The sequence below is a fragment of the Gluconobacter sp. ESL1110 genome (assembly GCF_058107395.1).
Genome location: NZ_JBYLUK010000007.1, coordinates 138,480 through 156,789, shown reverse-complemented (window position 1 = coordinate 156,789; position 18,310 = coordinate 138,480). Strand labels below are relative to the sequence as shown.

Sequence of the window (18,310 nt, the reverse complement as noted above, 5' to 3'; positions counted from 1 at the left end):
GGTAGACCATCCCGCATGCGGTGCGCCTTTGTCATCCAACATATTAATGCAACAGGCGGAACCGAGCGCTCTGCCTGTGCGGTGATGAACGGGCTTGTTCAGCGGGATGTGACGGTTCATCTGCTGGAACTGGTGGGAAACGGCCCGCCCGTCTTTCCGCTGGATGACAGAATTCCCGTAAAATCCCTGTTTGAAAAGCCGGTAAAAATTTTCAATTCCTGGCCACGGATTGTCGGGAGACTGGTGCGCTATCTGAGGCGTCACCGTATCGACACACTGATTGTCGTGGAAGCCACACATGCTCTCTATGGCGTTGTAGCAGCCCGTCTGGCCAGATGTCGCTGCATCGTCTGGGAGCACTTCAATTTCAACATTACGTTGGGACGTCGCAAACGGGTCTGGGGGCGGCGGATTGCGGCCAGATGGGCTGACGATGTTGTTGTTCTGACGGCTCGGGACAGGGTGCTTTGGCAGGCGGGGCGGGACGTTCGGGCTTCTTTGACCGTCATTTCCAATATGGCGCCTCCTGTCTGGCAGACACCTTATGATGAGACATCCCGAACCGTTCTGACGGTAGGCCGGCTGACGTCACAGAAGGGGTATGACCTGTTGTTGGTGGCGTGGGCGAAGGTGGAAGCGGATCCCCGCAGCGCAGACTGGTCTCTGCTGATCCGTGGAGACGGCCCGGACCGGGATCTTTTGCTTCAGGCCGTGCAGGGATTATCGCGCGTGACGCTGGCTCCGGCCACGCATCAGATTGAAGCGGAGTATCGGCAGGCTGGACTGTATGTCTGTTCCTCCCGCTATGAAGGGCTTCCGATGGTTCTGTTGGAAGCGGCGTCTGCCGGTCTGCCGGTTGTGTCATTCGACTGTGAAACCGGGCCGGCTGAAATTGTGGAAGACGGCGTGAATGGGATTTTGGTTCAGTCGGGCGACGTTCCCGCGTTAGCCGAGGCACTTCTGTCCTTGATGGAGCAGACAGAAAAACGGCGGACCATGTCTGCCATGACCCGCCGCAAAGCATTGGAGTTTCAGGAAGAGACAGTCATGGCCCGATGGATGGACCTGCTGTCTCTTCCTTGTGGTGTTTAGCCTGCCGCGCGAAGGGCAGCTTTCTGGTCCAGCGCGCTGTTCAGTGCTGCCATCACGGCCTCTTCGGAGAACATTGCCTGTGTGTAGTCCCGTCCTGCGTTTGTAACGTCTGACAGGTCTTCGGCGGTGTGCAGTGCGACGATCTGGCGAGCCAGATCGTCTGCTGTTGTCTGTACGAGCGGCTGAAGGTTCTTCGGAAGGGTCAGGCCTTCGGCTGCAACGGGTGTCATGATGCAGGGAACGCCTGCGGACAGGCTTTCCAGAACTTTACCCTTGATGCCTGCACCGAAACGCAGCGGTGCAACGCTCAGGCGTGCCTGACCGAGAACGCTGCCCAGATCCTGCACATGCCCCAGAACGCGGACACGGTCGCTGGCCAGAGCATGGATGCTGTCTGGCATCTCTGCGCCTACGAGGTTGCAGGTGATGGTCGGGTCCATGGCCCAGACGGCTGGCATGATGTCCTGAACCAGCCAGCGGGCGGCATCACCGTTCGGCGCATGGGCGTAATTGCCGACGAACAGTACGCCAGTGCGGTTTGTGGCCTCGGAAGTGGTCTGCGACACAGCCCAGGGCACGACATACACATTCGCCTGAGGCAGATCCTTGCGAAGCTGTGCGGCTTCGGTCTGGGAATGCGTCAGCACGGCATCGGCCTGAAGAGCGGCGCGATATTCTGCGATCCGAACCTGATTGGCCTTGGCCATCAGTTCGGGCCGTCCCTGAATGGCGGCCTGACGGGCCAGACGCAGGAAGTGCAGGTCCGCCACGCTATACAGCACGCGGGCCTTGGTCTGGTTGTGACGGACAAGCGCCATGTAGCGCGTGGCGACGTCTTCCCGGTGCAGATACACAACGTCGAAGCTGTCTTTCTGGCGGGAGAGTGCATCCTCGACAGATGCGAAGACCGGTGCGCCCTGAACAGTCACGGTCGGGAGGGTTTCCAGACGTGTGATCAGGGTCATCTGGTCCGCTGCAATGAAGCAGACGTCGTATCCCAGACCTTCCAGTGCAGCCATGTGAGACAGAATGGCCTGCGATCCTGCGTCCCGCTTTGCATCCGGACGCAGGCTATCGATCACCAGAGCACGTTTGCGCTGCGGTGCGCTGGCAGTTTTCATACCACGGCGACGGCGGGTGACGTTGAGCGCCTGATCCGTCAGGCCGCTGATGGCCTGCGCCCGGGACTGGCGGAGTTTCTCGACCTGACCCAGCAGGAAGGACAGAACCTGATCGCCAGCCTGCTCGTCAGCGGCTGCTTCGACGGCGCGGGCGACGGTCTGCTCCATATCTGCGTCGAACATGCCGACGGCTTCCAGAACCTGCGGCGCGCCGAGAAGGGCGCCATCGCTTTCACGACGCACTTCCAGAACATGGCGTGTCAGGGGGGAGAGGCCACCTGGCAGGATAACATCAAACCCGCAGAGCAAAGGACGGCCCGTTTTTGCGACATCCGGGCGTCGACCATTGGCCAGAACGGAGGCCAGAACCACACCGTTATCCACGATCTGAAGCGTTACGGGGTCTTCAGAAGCTGCTGGGTTCGTGACCCAGCCGGAGATGCGGTTGCGGGTGGCGATGTCGATACAGCCGTCCAGAAGTTCGACCGGAGCAGACGCTACGATGGCCAGTGGGGCTTTCTGTTCCTTCTGGTCCATCATCCACGGCGTGTTACCGAGGGCCGCACCATCCGTGACGCGGCGGACTTCGAGAACATGACGCTCCAGCGGAGACAGCCCACCCGGAATGTCGAACCGGAAGCCACAGGCTGCGCCAACATCCGGGCGAGCCTTGTCCGCCAGGATTTCGCCCAGCACCACACCGTTGTCGACAATCTGAAGACGGACAGGCTTCACGCTTCCTGTAACGTGTGCCCAGCCTTCGATACGGCTGTGCGTTGCGACGTCCACATAGCCTTCCAGATCGTTCATTGCCACGCGGGTTTCAGAAGACAGGGCGTTCAGACGGCTACGGACGGCGGCCAGAAGGGCGCCTTCCTCAACGCGCGGGGCGCAATACTGAGCCGGAACCGACTCTGCATTCGGGTAGAGCACGCTGTAGTCGGCGGCGTTGTGGAACATGCCGCGCGAGTTGTCGTCCACGAAGGTTTCAGACTCTGCGCTGTTCGCAAAGATGACGTCGTGGCTTTCCAGTTCAATGTGGAAGTACGCGACTTCATCCATGCGCTCGGCCTGCACGATGCTGGTGCCGTTCACGAGCGACAGAGCCGGGATCAGCACGCCGTCCAGATACATGGCATGGAGCGGGGAGACGGACAGGTCCTGTTCAGGAAGGTCCCTGCCGAGCGATCCCTTACGGAAGGTGACTGGCAGGATATCGCGGTTGCCATTGGCGAACGTGCCGGAATAGCTGCGGTGGCCGATCCAGTGGATGGGGCGCAGGCCGTTCGAGCGCGTCTGGATCAGGTCACCAACTTCAAGCTGTTCGACCGGAATATCACCGCGTTCCGTGCGGATCAGTGTGCCGCGGCAGTAGCAGGGTGTGCCTTCTGTCAGAAGGAGCGTGCCGCCGGTGCTGTCAGATTGAAGCGTGAAGAAGTCGGCGGCGTAATCGCTGTCGAGGGCAATCGTATAAGTGTCGGTGCCGTTGGAGATTTCCAGCGTGGAGGGATCGGTCAGGGTTGCCGTCGCGCTGTTGGACCAGGCAAGTTCCGGGAGGTCCACTTTTGCGCCGCTGGCGAGGCGGATGTTCTGGGTCGTACTGCCAGCATAAAGCGCAAGCTGGCTTCCATCTCCAACGCTGATGTTCGAAGCCGTACTGCCGCTGTGGACGGCTGCGGTCTGGCTGTTTGTCAGGGCGACGTCAGACAGGGCAGCACCATTTGTGGCGCTGTAATCCGTCATTTCCAGCAGGGTTAGGGAAGGGTCGTGGTCGGATTCTGCGTCAAGTTGTCCCGTATTGATATGGAGCGTCTGGAACTGGCCTGCATTGGCAAATCCGTCCGTGCCGATCGTGTGATCGAGGGACTGGGCGTTGCCTTCATAGATGTAGGTGTAGCGGTTACTCTCGTCTTCCTTGGTTTCCATGTCGGTCAGGCCGGCGTTGGCATAGACCTTGTTGGCGTCGCTCCACGCTACGTCGTTGAAGTCACCAAGGATACCGATCTTCGCGGTTGGGTCGCTGGAAAGCTGGTTCTGGACGTAGTTGGTGATGTACTGAGCCTGAGCGATACGGTTGTTGACCGTGCTGGTCGTGCCGCCGTGGTTCACTGGGGGCTGGGTTGCACCGTACAGCTCCGAACTTCCGGCTTGCGAGGACAGATGCACGTTGATGAGCGTGACGTCCTTGCCGTTGAACTCGAACGTGCCAACCAGTGGAAGGCGGGTGTTTTTGAACGTTCCGCTCAGTTCTTCGCTGCCGATCGTGGTGACGGGTTCCTTCAGCGTGACGCGGTCCGCATTGTAGAGGAACACGCTGCGGATGTTGCCGCCGGACACACCGCCCTGCGTGCCGTTCGCCGGATCGACCTGTGCCCAGGAATAGGTTGGACCGCCTGCGTCGGCGATGGCCTTGACCAGCGCGGCAAGGTTCTGTTCCGCGCTGACAGTGCCGTCATTCGTGATGCCGCTGTCGTCCTGGATTTCCTGAATGGCCAGAACGTCAGGATTGTCGAGATTTTGCACAATGATCTTGGCGACCTGTGCCAGACGGTCCGCGTTGGCCGGATCAAGGGCGTTGAAATTCTCGATGTTGTAGTCACTGACGAGAAGGTTCTGCTCGTCTTTGTGGAAGCTCGTGACCGGCTTTTCCGTCTCGGTATGAATGACCGTGACCTGTGTGGTCGGGATCAGTTCATAGACGCCATTGTAGTAGGTCAGGACACCCGTGATATCCTCGAGCTTGTCTCCGACTTCAGCGCTGATGGCGGAACCAGGTGTGACGCCGCTGTCATAGTAGATCTCGACGCGCTGGGTATTGATGCTGCTCTCAGTGCTCTGGAGTGCACCGGTTGGCGTCAGGAGGCCATTTCCGTTGTCTGGCACGACCCAGGTGGCGTTGGACGCTGTGGCACCGGTCGCTACAACATCATGCAGTGTGATGACCTGCCCGATGAGGCTGCGATAGAAGTCCAGAGCGTTGGTGTCAGGGTTGATGGTGGCCGTGCTCTTGTTGAGGTCGATCGCCTGTTCAAGATCGCCAAGATAGGAGGCTGCGGGAACGGTCAGACCGCCTTGGCCAATCACGGTCGGGGAAATCGCCGTGTAGGCTGCGCCTGTGTCTGTGTAGGAGACCAGATTGAGTTCCGGCAGTGTCAGGGATTTGCTCCATGACGTACCGGAATAATTCGTCACTGTGCCGGTGACGGAAACGGTCGTGCCAACAGTTGGCAATGTGGCATTCTTGCCAGCGTACACAAACAGGCCGGTACTCCCGACGCTGCTTGTGTCTTTGCTGGACTGCTGGATCCAGAACCCGATGCTGCCGTTTGTATCAACGGCCGTCACGACGCCTGTGGTTGTGACGCTGCTGCCCGCGACGGGGCTGTAATAACCGTTTCCGTTGATCTGCTGGATGGTCAGGGCTGTCGGAGTTGTGGTGCCGGTATCGGTGCCTGAACCTGAACCTGATCCCGTATCCGATCCTGACCCTGAGGAGCTGTCATCCGAGCCGGAAGAGCCGCCGCTGGTGGTTCCGTCGTTTGCGGCTCCTGGAGTAACCAGAATGGTTCCGGCAGCAGCAGTGGTACCATATCCCGAAATTCCGGCCAGAGACGGGTCATCCGCGGTCCAGTCAGATGCGCTGTCTGTGTCAGTGCCGTCGGGGATGCGGGATGCGCCAGCGATCAATTTGCCAGTCAGGACCGGAGCGTTCGCATAGGTCGGATCGCCACTGCCTCCGTCCGAGACGGCGATCGTGTCACCGATTTCAGACCATGGGGTGGACGTGAACGTGCCAGTATTGGCGGTATCGAGATCGTCTCCGACCTTGCCGGTAAAGTCCTTGACCAGAAGAACAGTCTGCGTGCCGTTCTGCAAAGCATTCTTCTGGTAAGGGGTAACCCAGTAGCCAGAGCTGTTTGTTGTCCCGAGCTGGAAAACGTTATCGATCTTGCCCGCAACGCTGCCGTCACCGTCGACAACAATGAGTGACCATTCTCTATAATCTGTGTTTGCGTCCCCTTTGACTTCAATGAATTCTTTCGGATCTCCGGAAGCACTTGGGTTGAACATGAATTCATTGATGAGAAGCGTGGATGACATTTTATGAATACCTTCTGGAAAAGGGGTATTGTTGGAGTGTTACTAAAAAGTTAAAATTTATTTCTGTCGTTTTGTAATAAAGAGTCAATAAATTTTGTTGTTGTTTTACCAATAATCATAAAACGTTCATTTTGTTTCGTTTTGTGTCTTATCTCTCTGAGTGAAGTGCGCAAATCCGCAGTGTCGAAAGTTGAATGGCTGACGCTTGCTGGATGGCAGCGGGGGAGCCAGAGTAGGCGGCATGCAGATACGCCTTCCTGACCAGACCTCGACCGAACATCTTGCCGCCCAACTTGCAGCGCTTTGCGCGCCAGGCGATTGCATTGCCCTGTCAGGCGGTCTTGGGGCTGGGAAAAGCACCTTCGCGCGGGCATTTCTGCGGGTGCTGGCCCATGACCCAAAGATGGAAGTTCCAAGCCCGAGTTTTGCGCTGGTTCAGCCTTACGACACCTTCGCCGGGCCGGTTTTCCACTATGATCTATGGCGGCTGGATGGGCCGGATGCGCTGTATGAACTGGCCTGGGATGAAGCCTGCGAAGGCATCATGCTGGTGGAATGGCCAGAGCGCGCTGAAGATCTCCTGCCTGCGAATGCCCTGCACCTGACGCTGACGTCTGGCGCGACAGAAGACGAACGTTTTGCAGAGCTGACCGGCTGGCCCGACGAACGCCTGAGCGGGATTGCGCTATGACCGTTGTTACGATTGCGGGCACCGAGCCGTTTCTGGATCGGGTCGCTCATGAATGGCTGAAGCATGACCCCGCTGCTGGAACGGACGGTCCGGGGCTGCTGCTCGTGCCGAGCCGTCGTGCCGGGCGTGCGTTGATGGAAGCGTTCCTGCGCGTGCTGGACGGACAGGCCTCTCTTTTGCCGCGCATCGTTGCGATCAATGACGTGGATGAAGAGGCGTTGGCGTCAATCGGGATTGATGTCTCGCTGCCTCCGGCGGTCGAACCGCAGAGGCGGCTTGCCGTGCTGTCCATGCTGATTCTGCAAACGCCCATTGTCAGTGTCGGGGTGGACAAGACCAAGGGTATCGATCGGGCATGGCCGCTGGCCAAGGCGCTGGCAGATCTGATGGATGAGGCCGAGCGCAGTGGGGTCGAGCTGGCGGCAAGTTTGCCAGAAGCCGTGGAAGAACGCTTTTCAGAACACTGGCAGCAGACGCTGAAATTTCTGGAAATTGTTACGAAGATCTGGCCGAAATGGCTGGAGGAAGAAGGTCTGTCGAACCCCGTTGCCCGTCAGGTCGCCCGTCTGAAAGCGCAGGCGGCGGCGTGGCAGCATGTCCCACCCCATACGCCTGTTTGGGCGGTCGGGTTCGCGGATGGGTCCGCAGCGGTTTCAGATGTGCTGGCGGCGGTAGCGACATTACCGGCCGGGCTGGTGATCCTGCCGGGTGTTGATCTGGACCTTCCTCAGGCGATGTGGGACGCGCTGCCCTCCTCGCATCCACAGGCGGGTCTCAAGGAAATTCTTACGGATCTGGGGCTGACACGCGACGATCTGACGGATTGGGACGGTGGCAGGGATCGGGCCAGAGAGCGCCTGATGCGTGGCGTCATGCTGCCGGAACAGGGGATTACGGCCTGGGGGCGGGATCTGAACCCGCGTAATATTTCAGGCCTGTCTCTGCTGCCTGCACAGGATCAGCAGCAGGAAGCGCAGTCCATCGCATTGATCCTTAGAAATGTGGTGTCGGTACCCGGGCAGACCTGTGCGCTTGTGACGCCAGATCGCAGTCTTGCTCAGCGCGTTGGGACCGAGCTTTTGCGGTTCGGGATTCATGCTGATGACAGTGCCGGTGAGCCTCTGGCGCAGACGCCAGCCGCTGTGTTCTTGCGCCTGATCGCCACGGCAGCCGAGGCGCAGCTTTCCCCGGTGGCTCTGCTTTCCGTTCTGAAGCACCCTTTGGCGTCGCTTGGACGAACACCGGGTCACTGTCACGCCTCGGCCCGTCGGCTGGAGCGTCTGTTGCTGCGTGGACCTGCTCCTGCACCCGGTATCGCAGGTCTTAAAGCGGCGCTTGAGGCCTATATTCAGAACCAGCGTGATCCGGACAATGGGGCAAGCGCGGATGCTCCTGATGAGCCGGAAAGTCCAGCCGCGTTTATCGCGCGGATTGAAGCCGCTTTCGAGCCTTTGCTTGGCCTGCCCGGAGCCGTTCCGCTTCCCGAATTGCTGGAAGCCCTGATCCGTACAGCAGAAGCTCTGGCCGCCACTGAAACAGAACTGACCGCAGAGCCCGAAGAAGGACTGCATCCGGGCGGGCGTCTCTGGATGGGGGATGATGGTGAAGCGCTATCCCGTCACTTGGCTGCTTTAATCCAACATACCGGCATCCTGCCTCCCCAAAGGCTGGCACATCTGGATTCCTTTCTGAACACGTCCATGGCCGGGCAGATGCTGACGGGTCTGCGCGCGCATCGGGGCGGTGTGGAACTGGCGCATCCGCGTGTCACCATTCTCGGTGTGCTCGAAGCGCGTCTGTTGGCGTTCGATGTAGTTGTTCTGGGTGGATTGAACGAAACGGTCTGGCCACCTGCAACTGATCCGGGGCCGTGGCTGAGCCGCCCGATGCGGACGCGTGTTGGTCTACCGTCTCCCGAACGTCAGATCGGGATCAGCGCTCATGATTTCGTTTCAACGGCTTTGGCTGCTGGGGAGGTTGTGTTCTCCAGTTCCGCCCGACGGGATGGTGCACCGGGTGTGCCCGCCCGCTGGATGGTGCGGATGGAGGCGTTTCTGGGGGGACGTGGGCAGAAACTGCCTGTGCATCCCGCGCTCGAATGGCAAAAGGCGATGGATCAGCCGCTGGATGGCGCGAAAACCGTGGCTCCTCCAGAGCCAAAGCCTCCAGTGGCACTTCGCCCACGGCGTCTGAGCATCACGGAAATCGAGACGTGGATGCAGGACCCGTATGCCATTTACGCCAAGCATGTTCTGAAGCTGAAGGCGCTCAAGCCGCTTGAGGAAGGCGCGGAACACGCGGATTTTGGCATGATCGTGCATGAAGCCATGGATCGCGTTCTCAAAGCCTACCCGGATCGCTGGCCGCAGAACGTGGCCGCATCCCTGAAGCGCGCATTCGCAGAAGAACTGGCCAAGGCCAATATGCGACCTGCGCTGGTCAGTTGGTGGAGCCCAAGGCTGGAGCGTATTGCGGACTGGGTTGCCGTACAGGAGCGGACCCGCCGGGAACAGGAACATGCCGTCGCGCGGCATATGGAAGTGTCTGCGTCGTTCAAAATCGAAGCGGCCCGCGCACCGTTCGAACTGCGCGGTCGGGCAGACCGCATTGATGTTGATGAAGACGGCAAGGCGACGATCTTCGATTACAAGACCGGTTCCCCGCCTACTGGCAAAGCCGTGGAAGGTGGCTGGTCCGTTCAGCTTGTTCTGGAAGGGGCATTGCTGGCCAAGGGCGCTTTTGAAGGTGTTCCGGCGGCTGAAACGAAACAGCTTCTGTACTGGCATCTGACTGGCGGGGATGATCCGGGGAAAGAAAGCGAAGTTCCAAGTCGGAAATCCAGCCTTGATGCGGCGGCCCTGATTGGTGAGGCCATGGAAAAACTACGCGGCCTCATTGATGAGTATGACCAGCCCGATCAACCCTATCGCTCCCAGCCCTGGGCCGGACATGTGCCACGCTACACGGATTACGCCCAGTTGGCACGGGTGGATGAATGGCGCGCGGCTTATGCGGAAGGAGACGACGCATGAGCGAGACCCGCAACCGCGCTGATGTCATTGCTGAAGCCGATCGCACCCAGCTTGCTGCGTCTGACCCGATGGCGTCCGTTTTCGTGTCCGCGTCTGCCGGATCGGGCAAGACCAAGCTGCTGATTGATCGTCTGCTTCGTCTGATGTTGCCGCTGGAAGTAGAAGCAGATGATGGGTCGATTGTGTTGGCAGAAGGGGCAAACCCGTCTCGCATCCTGTGCCTGACCTACACCAAGGCCGCCGCCGCGGAGATGGCCAATCGTCTCCAGTCCCGGCTTGGCGAATGGGTATCGCTCCCGGATGAGCGTCTGGGCGGGGAACTTGAGAAACTGCGTGTTCCCAACACGGACGAGACGCGTCGTGCAGCCCGTGCGCTGTTCCTGAAGGTTCTGGACCTGCCGGGCGGCCTGCGGATCGAAACGATCCATGCGTTCTGTCAGTCTCTGCTACGGCGTTTCCCGCTGGAAGCCTCCGTTGATCCGCATTTCACCCTGATGGAAGACACGGATACGACGCTGGCTCTGCGTGAGGCGATGGAAGACGAACTCGCCAAGGCTCCGAAAATCGTGGCGGAAGTGGCGGGAACCATCGGGATCGACCGGTTCTTCCAGCGGATACGCGCCCTGAACATGGAAGAAAGCCGGGTTCGTCCCCTGCTGGAGCGTTGGCAGATCCTGCCGGATGCTGTGTTGAGTGCCTATCGGAGCGCTCTGAAGGCAGGGCAGGAGGCCGCGTCTGATCTGGAAGGATTGATCTGTAAGCCTCGCAAGGAAGCGGAATTGCGGGCCGGACTTCAGGCGGCGCTCGGCGTTGTCACGGCCGCTGCGAAGCCAACTGTGGAGCAGATGCTTCTGTGGCTTGGGACACAGTTGGAAGACCGTTCGGCATCCGTCTGGAGCAAATGTCTGCTGACGGACAAGGGCACCGTGCGGCAGATGAACCGCATCATCAGCAAGAAAGCACAGGACGCCGTTCCTGAGATCGTGCCGCTGCTGGAAGAGGAAGGCCAGCGCCTGCTGGACCTGACCGAGAGCATCAAACGCGCCGTGCTTCTTTCTCTGAACCGCGCCCTCCTGTCTCTTGCCGCACCGATGCTGTCTAGCTTCCGCGAGGGCAAGGCCGCGCGTGGACTGGTGGATTACAACGATCTCATTCAGGAAACGCGAAACCTGCTGGAAGATCCGGGTGCGGCCTGGGTGCTCTACAAGCTGGATGGCGGTATCGACCATCTGTTGCTGGATGAGGTGCAGGATAATTCCGGGCTTCAATGGGAAATTGCCGGGGCTCTGACATCCGAGTTCTTTTCCGGTGAGGGCGCATGGGAGCAGGGACCAAGACCCCGCACCGTGTTCGCGGTCGGTGACTACAAACAGTCCATTTATGGTTTTCAGGGCGCTGATCCTGAGCAGTTCCATAGCTGGAGAGCCGAGTTTGCGCGCCGGGTTCAGAATGCGGGCCTGCCGTGGCGTGACCCGGATCTGAACGTCTCGTTCCGCTCCGTCACGCCTGTTCTGTCTTTCGTGGATGCGGTCTTTTCCCAGCCGAATGCAGCCCATGGTCTGCTGGAACGGGGGCAGGAGACACTGCTTCCTCATGTATCCGCACGTCCGGGGCAGGGTGGACGCGTTGAACTCTGGCCTCTCGTTCCGGTGCTGGAGGGCGAGGACGATGATGAAGGTCTGACGCCCTGGCAGGCACCGAAAGCCAATACCGGCCAGCGCAGTGCGCCCCAGCGTTTGGCTGAGGCCCTTGCCGGGTGGATTGATCAACAGATTGGCCGGTCACCGCAGCCGGGACAGGCGCCGTTGAAAGCCGGCGATGTTCTGATTCTCGTGCCGCGCCGGTCTTCCTTCCTGCGGTCTTTGATCCGCGCGCTGAAGTCGCGGAACGTGCCAGTGGCGACACTAGTGCGCGTTGGTCTGACGCAGCAGGTGGCCGTTCGCGATCTCATGACGCTCTGTGCGGCACTGCTTTTGCCCCAAGACGATCTGACATTGGCAGCAGTTCTGACCTCACCCCTCGGTGGACTGAGCGATGATTCCCTGATGGCGCTGGCGACAAAAGACGGTCGCGCCCACGCCCTTGGCCCGAAAGGCCAGCCGCTCTGGACTGTTCTGCGGGAACGTCATCGGGAGCGTGCGGAGTGGCAGGCGGCATGGACCATGCTGTCCGCGCTTTATGCACGCGTGGATTATGCCACACCGTATCGCTTACTGGCCGAAGCGCTTGGTCCGCATGGTGGGCGCACAAGACTGCTGCGTCGTCTTGGGCCGGAAGCGGCTGAACCGGTGGACGAATTGCTGACGGCTGCACTGCGCTACGAAGGGCTGCATCCTCCGTCGCTTCAGGGTTTTCTGCATTGGCTGGAAGCCAGCGAAATTACCAGCAAGCGTGAAGCGGAAAGCGAGACCGGGGCTGTCCGCGTCATGACTGTGCATGGATCGAAGGGCTTGCAGGCCCGTCTGGTCGTGATGCCGGATACGTTGTCCCGTGCGCCAGCCAGTGGGGACTTCCTGTGGGAAGAAGTCGCCGGGCTGGACCTTCCGATCTGGGTGCCGAAGAAAGATGCTGGCACGGATGTCACGACAGCTTTGTCTGCCCGGGATGCGGAGAAGGCGCGGGCGGAAAACAACCGTCTGCTCTACGTCGCCCTGACGCGCGCCAGTGACTGGCTGGTGATCTGCGGAGCCTCTACGAAGCGTCAGCCGGACGATACAAGCTGGTATCGTCAGTGTCAGGCCGGGTTCGAAACGCTCGCCAATGCCTCGTCCGAACCGCTGGGACTGGGTTGGGACGGAGACCGTCTGGTTCTGGAAGAAGAGCGGAGCGTGGCTCCTGCACCAGACGCCACCCCACGCGCTGCCACACCTGCGCTGGAACTCCCTGCCTGGCTCGGTCGTGCGCCCGACTGGCGAGCGGACGTTGCCCCGATGGAAGACGTCATGACGCGCCCTCTGGCCCCAAGTCGGCCGGATGGCGCGGAGTTCGGCGAAGTGCCTGCTGCGCGGTCCCCGCTGGAACTTCTGGCGGGCAGGCCAAAGCCTGTCCGGGAACAGGCCATGCGGCGTGGCACGATGATCCATCGCCTGCTTCAGCTTCTGCCGGAAACGCCTTCCGAAGAGCGGCTGGCGCTTGCAACCCGCTGGCTTTCCAGACCTGCACTTGGGCTGACAGAGAACGAGGTCGGGCGTCTGACAGATCAGGTCATGGGCGTCCTGCATCATCCAGATCTTGCACCTCTGTTTCAGGCCGGCAGCAGGGCCGAGCAGCCAATTTCTGGCATCAGTGAAGGGCGCGTGGTTCTGGGGCAGGTGGACCGCCTGTGGATCGGGGACGGAGAAATCTGGATCTGCGACTACAAAACGAACCGTACTCCGCCGAGTCGCGTCGAACGGACACCGGTGGCCTATGTGAGACAGATGGCGGCCTATCGGGCCGTTCTCCAGCAACTCCACCCTGATTTTGCCATTCACTGTTCGCTGGTCTGGACGGAGGGACCGTCCGTTATGGTTCTTCCTGATGCGCTTCTGGATCGTGTACTGGAGGAGTCTTGATTTAATGGGCAGGCTCTTGCAGACCTGACCAGAGAAGCCGATATCGGTTTACAGAAACACGTTTCATCACAAGGAACACGTCCATGAGCGCAAATACGGTTGCCGTTACGGATAGCAGCTTTGAAACAGACGTCCTGAAGTCTGACGGCCCGGTTCTGGTCGACTTCTGGGCAGAATGGTGCGGTCCGTGCAAGATGATTGCCCCGGCGCTTGAGGAAATCGGCGCGGAATATCAGGGCCGCCTGAAGGTCGCGAAGGTCAACATCGACTCCAACCCGGAAGCCCCGACGCAGTACGGCGTCCGTAGCATCCCGACGCTGATCGTCTTCAAGGACGGTAAGCCGGTTGCACAGCAGATGGGTGCGATGCCGAAGAGCCAGCTCAAGGCCTGGATCGACAAGTCCATTTGATCTGACGGCTGCCCGCTGTTCACTGTCCTTCATTCGAGGGCAGTGGGGGCGTGGTCAGAGGCGATTCCTTTGTGTAGGATTGGGCCATGCGTCCGAAAGCCTCTGATTTTCCGTCCCCCGTCATCGTAACCTCCAGCGAGGAGGTTGCACGGCTCTGCAACAAGCTGAAGCAGGAGCCGTTCGTTACCATCGATACGGAATTCGTTCGGGAAAAGACTTATTGGCCCGAGCTCTGCCTTGTGCAACTTGCTGGCGCCGAAGACGTCGCCGTCATCGATACGCTGGCGCCGGGCATTGATCTGGCTCCGCTGGGCGAACTTCTCGATGAGCCCGGATGCATCAAGGTGTTCCATGCCGCACGGCAGGATCTTGAAATCTTCCTTCATATTTTTGACCGGCTTCCGCAGTCCCTGTTTGATACGCAGGTTGCAGCGATGGTGGCCGGATTTGGCGATCAGGTCGGTTATGACAGCCTGGTGGGTGCCATCACGGGGCAGGCTATCGACAAGGCGCATCGTTTCAGTGACTGGTCAGCCCGGCCACTGACGAAGGCCCAGATCGCCTACGCAGCAGCAGACGTGACGCATCTTCGCACGGTGTATCTCGCACTTCGCAAGCAGCTTGAGGACGAAGGTCGTCTGCGCTGGGCCGATGCAGAACAGGCTGTTCTGACATCTGAAGAGACCTTCCGTCCTGATCCGCGCCGCCTGTGGGAAAAGCTCAAGGCCCGCACGAACAATCGCAGGATGCTCGGTATTTTGCGGGAAATCGTAGCATGGCGTGAGCAGGAAGCGCAGAACGCGGATATTCCCCGTCAGCGCGTTATCCGGGATGAAAGTCTGCTCGAAATTGCGGCCATTAAACCGAACAGCATCGAGGGGCTGGCCCGCGTTCGGGGCGTGACCCGCGGTTTTGCGGAAGGCAAGATGGGGCAGGGGCTTCTCGAGGCTGTCCGTATTGGTGAGAGCCTTCCGGATGCAGATCTGCCGAAGCCTCCGTCCAAATCAGATCGTATCCGTCCGTCGGCCGCGCTTGTGGCACTGCTGCGTGTTCTTCAAACGGCCAAATGTGAGCAACATAAGGTTGCTCCGCGTCTTGTGGCCTCGTCTGACGATCTGGATCGGATTGCAGTCGGTGAGACAGAGGTCGAGGCGCTCAAGGGATGGCGCCGGGAAGTTTTCGGACTGGATGCGCAGGCGCTGGTCCGTGGTGAGATTGCACTCGCCGTTGTAAAAGGCTGTGTTGAACTTCAGCGGGTTGCCCCAGAAGGTGAGCCCGTCGAAGTAGAATAAGCGCCCTTCGACGTTTGGATGACTTTCTGGTAAGGAACGTCAGCCACACTATCCCGACCCTGTGATCGGGGTTGGGCAGGGTAACAGGATAGTGGGCCAGACAGGCCCGGATGCGGGACAGAGGAACCGGTATATGGACTGGACGGACGAGACGATCGCCAGACTTCGGGAGCTGTGGAGTCAGGGACTTTCGACCGCTGAAATCGGCCGCCAGCTTTCCATCACGAAGAATGCTGTTGTTGGCAAGGCCCATCGCCTTGGGCTGCCACCGCGCCCATCTCCGATCCGTAACCGCAAGGTGAAAGACGGAGAAACACCGTCCACGGAAACGCCACGCCGCAAGCCACCGACCCGTAAGGCTCCCGCTCCAAAAGTTGAGGCTCCAGCCGATCTTTTTGTAGAGAAGGCTGAAGCCAAACCGGCTCCGGCCAAAGTGGAAGCTGCCAAGCCTGCTGCCGCTCCCAAGCCGTCTCCGGCTATGGAAAGCATCATGGCTTCTCCGCCGCCGCGTCCCGCAGCCAAGGTTGAAGCGGCTGCCCGTCCTGCTCCCGTGGCCCCTGAGTCGCGTGTTGCACCGCCTGTGCGTCCGGCTCCCCCGCCACGTTTCACAGCGAGTATTGATCGTCCGGCCCGTCGCGGACCGTCGTGCTGCTGGCCGATCGGTGATCCGGGAACACCGGGGTTTCATTTTTGTGGAGCAACGCCGCTGCCTGGGAAACCCTACTGCGCGGAACATGCCGCCATTGCTTATGTGAAGATCCGGGATCGCCGGGACTAATACAGAAAAAGCCGCCTTCAGAGGCGGCTTTTTTGTTTCATTTCACACGAAAATTGATGTGCAGCGTATAATGGTCGTCCTTCACCGGATGACCATTCTGGAGTGCCGGATTGAAAATGGCATGTTCCACGAAAACAAGGGCAGTCTGGTTGAATTCCATGTAGCGCCCATCCGTAATGTGGCATCCATGTGCATGCCCGGTCGGATCGACCTGACATGTCAGTGAAACCCGGTCCTGAATCTGTCGCAGGAGCAGGTTTTTGGGGTACTTCATTGCAGGCGTCAAAGCCCGATTGATTGAGGCCCGGCGGTTTGCGCGACTATCGTTCTGGTGATGGAAATACCAAAAGCCGCCCAGTACTTGCGTGAGGCACACGCAAGCCAGTCCGCAAACAGTCCACGAAGATCTGCTCCAGTCTCGTCGTGAAGGGCTGGCATCGTCTGGCAAAGGTTCAGGGGCGGGAAGTGGATGGTCCATCTGATCCTGCACGCTGGAGTGATCAGGAAAGTATGGGAGGCTGTTCTGGTCTCTGCAAAGGGTTTTCTGAAAAATTGGGCTGTCAGGTTATCAAAAAAGCCGGTTTTCTGATGAGAAACCGGCCTTTGTACTTAGTGCATCGAGTTTGAGAGGCTGCCCATGGGTAGGGCGGGCAGCGTGTTGCCGTGACCCAGTCCGGGGGTATCAGGAGCAGAAGCGTTCAGGTTTTCAAACTGCTCCGGGTGCTGGGACGCATTAACGTCACCAACCGGTTTGGGGTGATGCAGATTGTCGTATTGCAGAGGCTCCACGGAGAGTGTCTGATCCATCGTTGGAAGGTTGCGTGTTGACCATCCGCCACCAAGGCTGCGGATCAGGTCCACATCCGCCGTGTAAAGACGGGTCGCGATTTCAACCTGATGAATCCGGCTCTCCAGCGTGTTTTCCTGGCTGAAAATGGCTTCCAGATAGGTGCCAACACCGCCCTGATAGAGCGTCATGGTCATGTTCTGGGTGTCCAGATTGGCTTTGACAGCCCGTTCCAGCGCCTCGTTTTCTTTTGAAAGACGCTCGGTGCGGGACAGGCCATCTTCCACTTCGCGGAAGGCTGACAGAACTTTCACACGATATTCGTCCCGCGTTTCCCGATACGCGGACCAGGTGCGCTGAAGCTCGGCTCGGCGCAAACCACCATCAAAAAGCGGCATGTCCAGACTTGCGCCATAGGTCCAAAGCGAGTTGGCCAGATTGGCAAGATCGAAGCCATTAGCCGCAAATCCACCGCCCACTTTAAGAGCGATATGCGGATAGAAAGCCGCGCGGGCGATCCCGATTTCCCGATTGGCCTGGGCCATTTCCCGTTCAGCCGACGCAATATCCGGGCGACGTTGCAACAGTTCGGAAGGAACAGAGGACGGAATATGCGGCTGGATGAAGCTGAACGTCTGGACCTGCGGAATATGGAACGTGGAGGGTGACGCATTGGTCAGCACCGCGATGGCATGTTCCGTGACCTGACGGGCAGCCTGAATATCAAGCTGGGCAGCCTGTGTCGTGTAAAGCTGCGCCTGTGCACGCGCCAGATCCAGACGGGGGGCCGCCTGATTCTGAACCTGATTTTCCGTAATGGTCACAGCGCGTTTGTAGAAGGAAATGGATTGCGCGTAGATCGCATCCTGTGCGTCATAGCCGCGCAGTTCAATATAATCGCGTGCCAGTTCGGCCTGTGTGCTCAGGCGCGCCATGGCAAAGTCTGCTGCGCGTTGCTGGGCAAACTGTTTCTGCGAGCGTACGCGGTTGCGGATGGACGACCAGAAATCCGGCTCCCAGGACAACAGGCCACCGTATTCCTCTTCCGTCTGCGTCAGGGTTGCCCCATTCCGGAACAGACGATCGGCAGACTGTTTGTTGTCAGACGCACCTGCTTCCAGACTGGCATGAGGAAGAAGTTCCGAGCGCGCTGCGGCTACGAGAGCACGAGCCTGAATGAAGCGTTCGGCAGCAGCCTGAATGTCACCGTTATCCGCAGTGGCACGGTCTTCAAGCTCGTTCAGAAGCGGGTCCTGAAGCATCGTCCACCAGTTTTCCGGCAGGACAGTATCTGCCGGGGTGGCAAGCGCAAATGGCGCCTGCCCGTGCCAGGTTGCCGGAACGACAAAGTTCGGAGCTTTGTAAGCTGGTGCCAGATCACAGGCGGACAGCCCCAATAGAGACAGGGCCGAACCGCAGGCGAGTGAGAGGCGGCGAAGGATAGGAGTCATT

At 59.5% G+C, this 18,310-nt stretch carries 10 protein-coding genes; 7 read left to right on the top strand and 3 right to left on the bottom strand.

Going from position 1 to position 18,310, the window contains the following annotated elements; all coding sequences use genetic code 11:
• The first annotated feature begins 15 nt into the window (after positions 1-15).
• Positions 16-1,092, top strand: coding sequence for a glycosyltransferase family 4 protein (locus tag AC3B6F_RS04780; RefSeq protein ID WP_489823551.1), 1,077 nt, complete (start codon positions 16-18; stop codon positions 1,090-1,092).
• Here the strand turns inward: AC3B6F_RS04780 and AC3B6F_RS04775 are convergent.
• Positions 1,089-6,314, bottom strand: a complete 5,226-nt coding sequence (locus tag AC3B6F_RS04775; RefSeq protein WP_489823550.1) for a Hint domain-containing protein — start codon at positions 6,312-6,314, stop codon at positions 1,089-1,091. The two genes, AC3B6F_RS04780 and AC3B6F_RS04775, sit on opposite strands and share 4 nt — an antisense overlap.
• 241 nt (positions 6,315-6,555) lie before the next feature.
• Here AC3B6F_RS04775 and tsaE point away from each other — a divergent pair, with 241 nt between their 5' ends.
• The 6 genes from tsaE to AC3B6F_RS04745 all read left to right on the top strand — a co-directional run bounded on the left by tsaE (position 6,556) and on the right by AC3B6F_RS04745 (position 16,071).
• Entirely contained in the window at positions 6,556-7,005 is a 450-nt protein-coding gene (gene tsaE / locus AC3B6F_RS04770; RefSeq protein ID WP_489823549.1) for a tRNA (adenosine(37)-N6)-threonylcarbamoyltransferase complex ATPase subunit type 1 TsaE, read from the top strand.
• Entirely contained in the window at positions 7,002-10,037 is a 3,036-nt protein-coding gene (gene addB / locus AC3B6F_RS04765) for a double-strand break repair protein AddB (RefSeq protein ID WP_489823548.1), read from the top strand. Before tsaE ends, addB begins: the two co-directional genes overlap by 4 nt.
• Positions 10,034-13,591 (top strand): double-strand break repair helicase AddA, encoded by a 3,558-nt coding sequence (gene addA / locus AC3B6F_RS04760; protein WP_489823547.1) that lies wholly within the window; start codon positions 10,034-10,036, stop codon positions 13,589-13,591. Before addB ends, addA begins: the two co-directional genes overlap by 4 nt.
• Before the next feature lie 83 nt (positions 13,592-13,674).
• Positions 13,675-14,001 (top strand): thioredoxin TrxA, encoded by a 327-nt coding sequence (trxA, locus tag AC3B6F_RS04755; RefSeq protein ID WP_010503828.1) that lies wholly within the window; start codon positions 13,675-13,677, stop codon positions 13,999-14,001.
• An 86-nt stretch (positions 14,002-14,087) separates the two neighbouring features.
• On the top strand, positions 14,088-15,293 hold the full coding sequence (gene rnd, locus AC3B6F_RS04750) for a ribonuclease D (RefSeq protein ID WP_415515006.1): 1,206 nt from the start codon (positions 14,088-14,090) through the stop codon (positions 15,291-15,293).
• 133 nt (positions 15,294-15,426) lie between these two features.
• Positions 15,427-16,071: a GcrA family cell cycle regulator gene (locus tag AC3B6F_RS04745; RefSeq protein ID WP_489823546.1), complete on the top strand. Its 645-nt coding sequence runs from the start codon at positions 15,427-15,429 to the stop codon at positions 16,069-16,071.
• Positions 16,072-16,108: 37 nt separating this feature from the next.
• On the opposite strand, the gene AC3B6F_RS04740 is transcribed toward AC3B6F_RS04745, so the two are convergent.
• Both AC3B6F_RS04740 and AC3B6F_RS04735 read right to left on the bottom strand, forming a co-directional pair.
• Positions 16,109-16,447, bottom strand: a complete 339-nt coding sequence (locus AC3B6F_RS04740; protein ID WP_175266185.1) for an energy transducer TonB — start codon at positions 16,445-16,447, stop codon at positions 16,109-16,111.
• A gap of 233 nt (positions 16,448-16,680) precedes the next feature.
• Positions 16,681-18,309: an efflux transporter outer membrane subunit gene (locus AC3B6F_RS04735; RefSeq protein WP_489823545.1), complete on the bottom strand. Its 1,629-nt coding sequence runs from the start codon at positions 18,307-18,309 to the stop codon at positions 16,681-16,683.
• Between the last annotated feature and the right edge of the window lies 1 nt (position 18,310).

Bases quoted from the DNA above. Each gene is read 5' to 3' on its own strand.
- AC3B6F_RS04780 (WP_489823551.1), top strand. From the start codon at position 16: ATGCGGTGCGCCTTTGTCATCCAACATATTAATGCAACAGGCGGAACC.
- AC3B6F_RS04775 (WP_489823550.1), bottom strand. From the start codon at position 6,314: ATGTCATCCACGCTTCTCATCAATGAATTCATGTTCAACCCAAGTGCT.
- tsaE (WP_489823549.1), top strand. From the start codon at position 6,556: ATGCAGATACGCCTTCCTGACCAGACCTCGACCGAACATCTTGCCGCC.
- addB (WP_489823548.1), top strand. From the start codon at position 7,002: ATGACCGTTGTTACGATTGCGGGCACCGAGCCGTTTCTGGATCGGGTC.
- addA (WP_489823547.1), top strand. From the start codon at position 10,034: ATGAGCGAGACCCGCAACCGCGCTGATGTCATTGCTGAAGCCGATCGC.
- trxA (WP_010503828.1), top strand. From the start codon at position 13,675: ATGAGCGCAAATACGGTTGCCGTTACGGATAGCAGCTTTGAAACAGAC.
- rnd (WP_415515006.1), top strand. From the start codon at position 14,088: ATGCGTCCGAAAGCCTCTGATTTTCCGTCCCCCGTCATCGTAACCTCC.
- AC3B6F_RS04745 (WP_489823546.1), top strand. From the start codon at position 15,427: ATGGACTGGACGGACGAGACGATCGCCAGACTTCGGGAGCTGTGGAGT.
- AC3B6F_RS04735 (WP_489823545.1), bottom strand. From the start codon at position 18,309: ATGACTCCTATCCTTCGCCGCCTCTCACTCGCCTGCGGTTCGGCCCTG.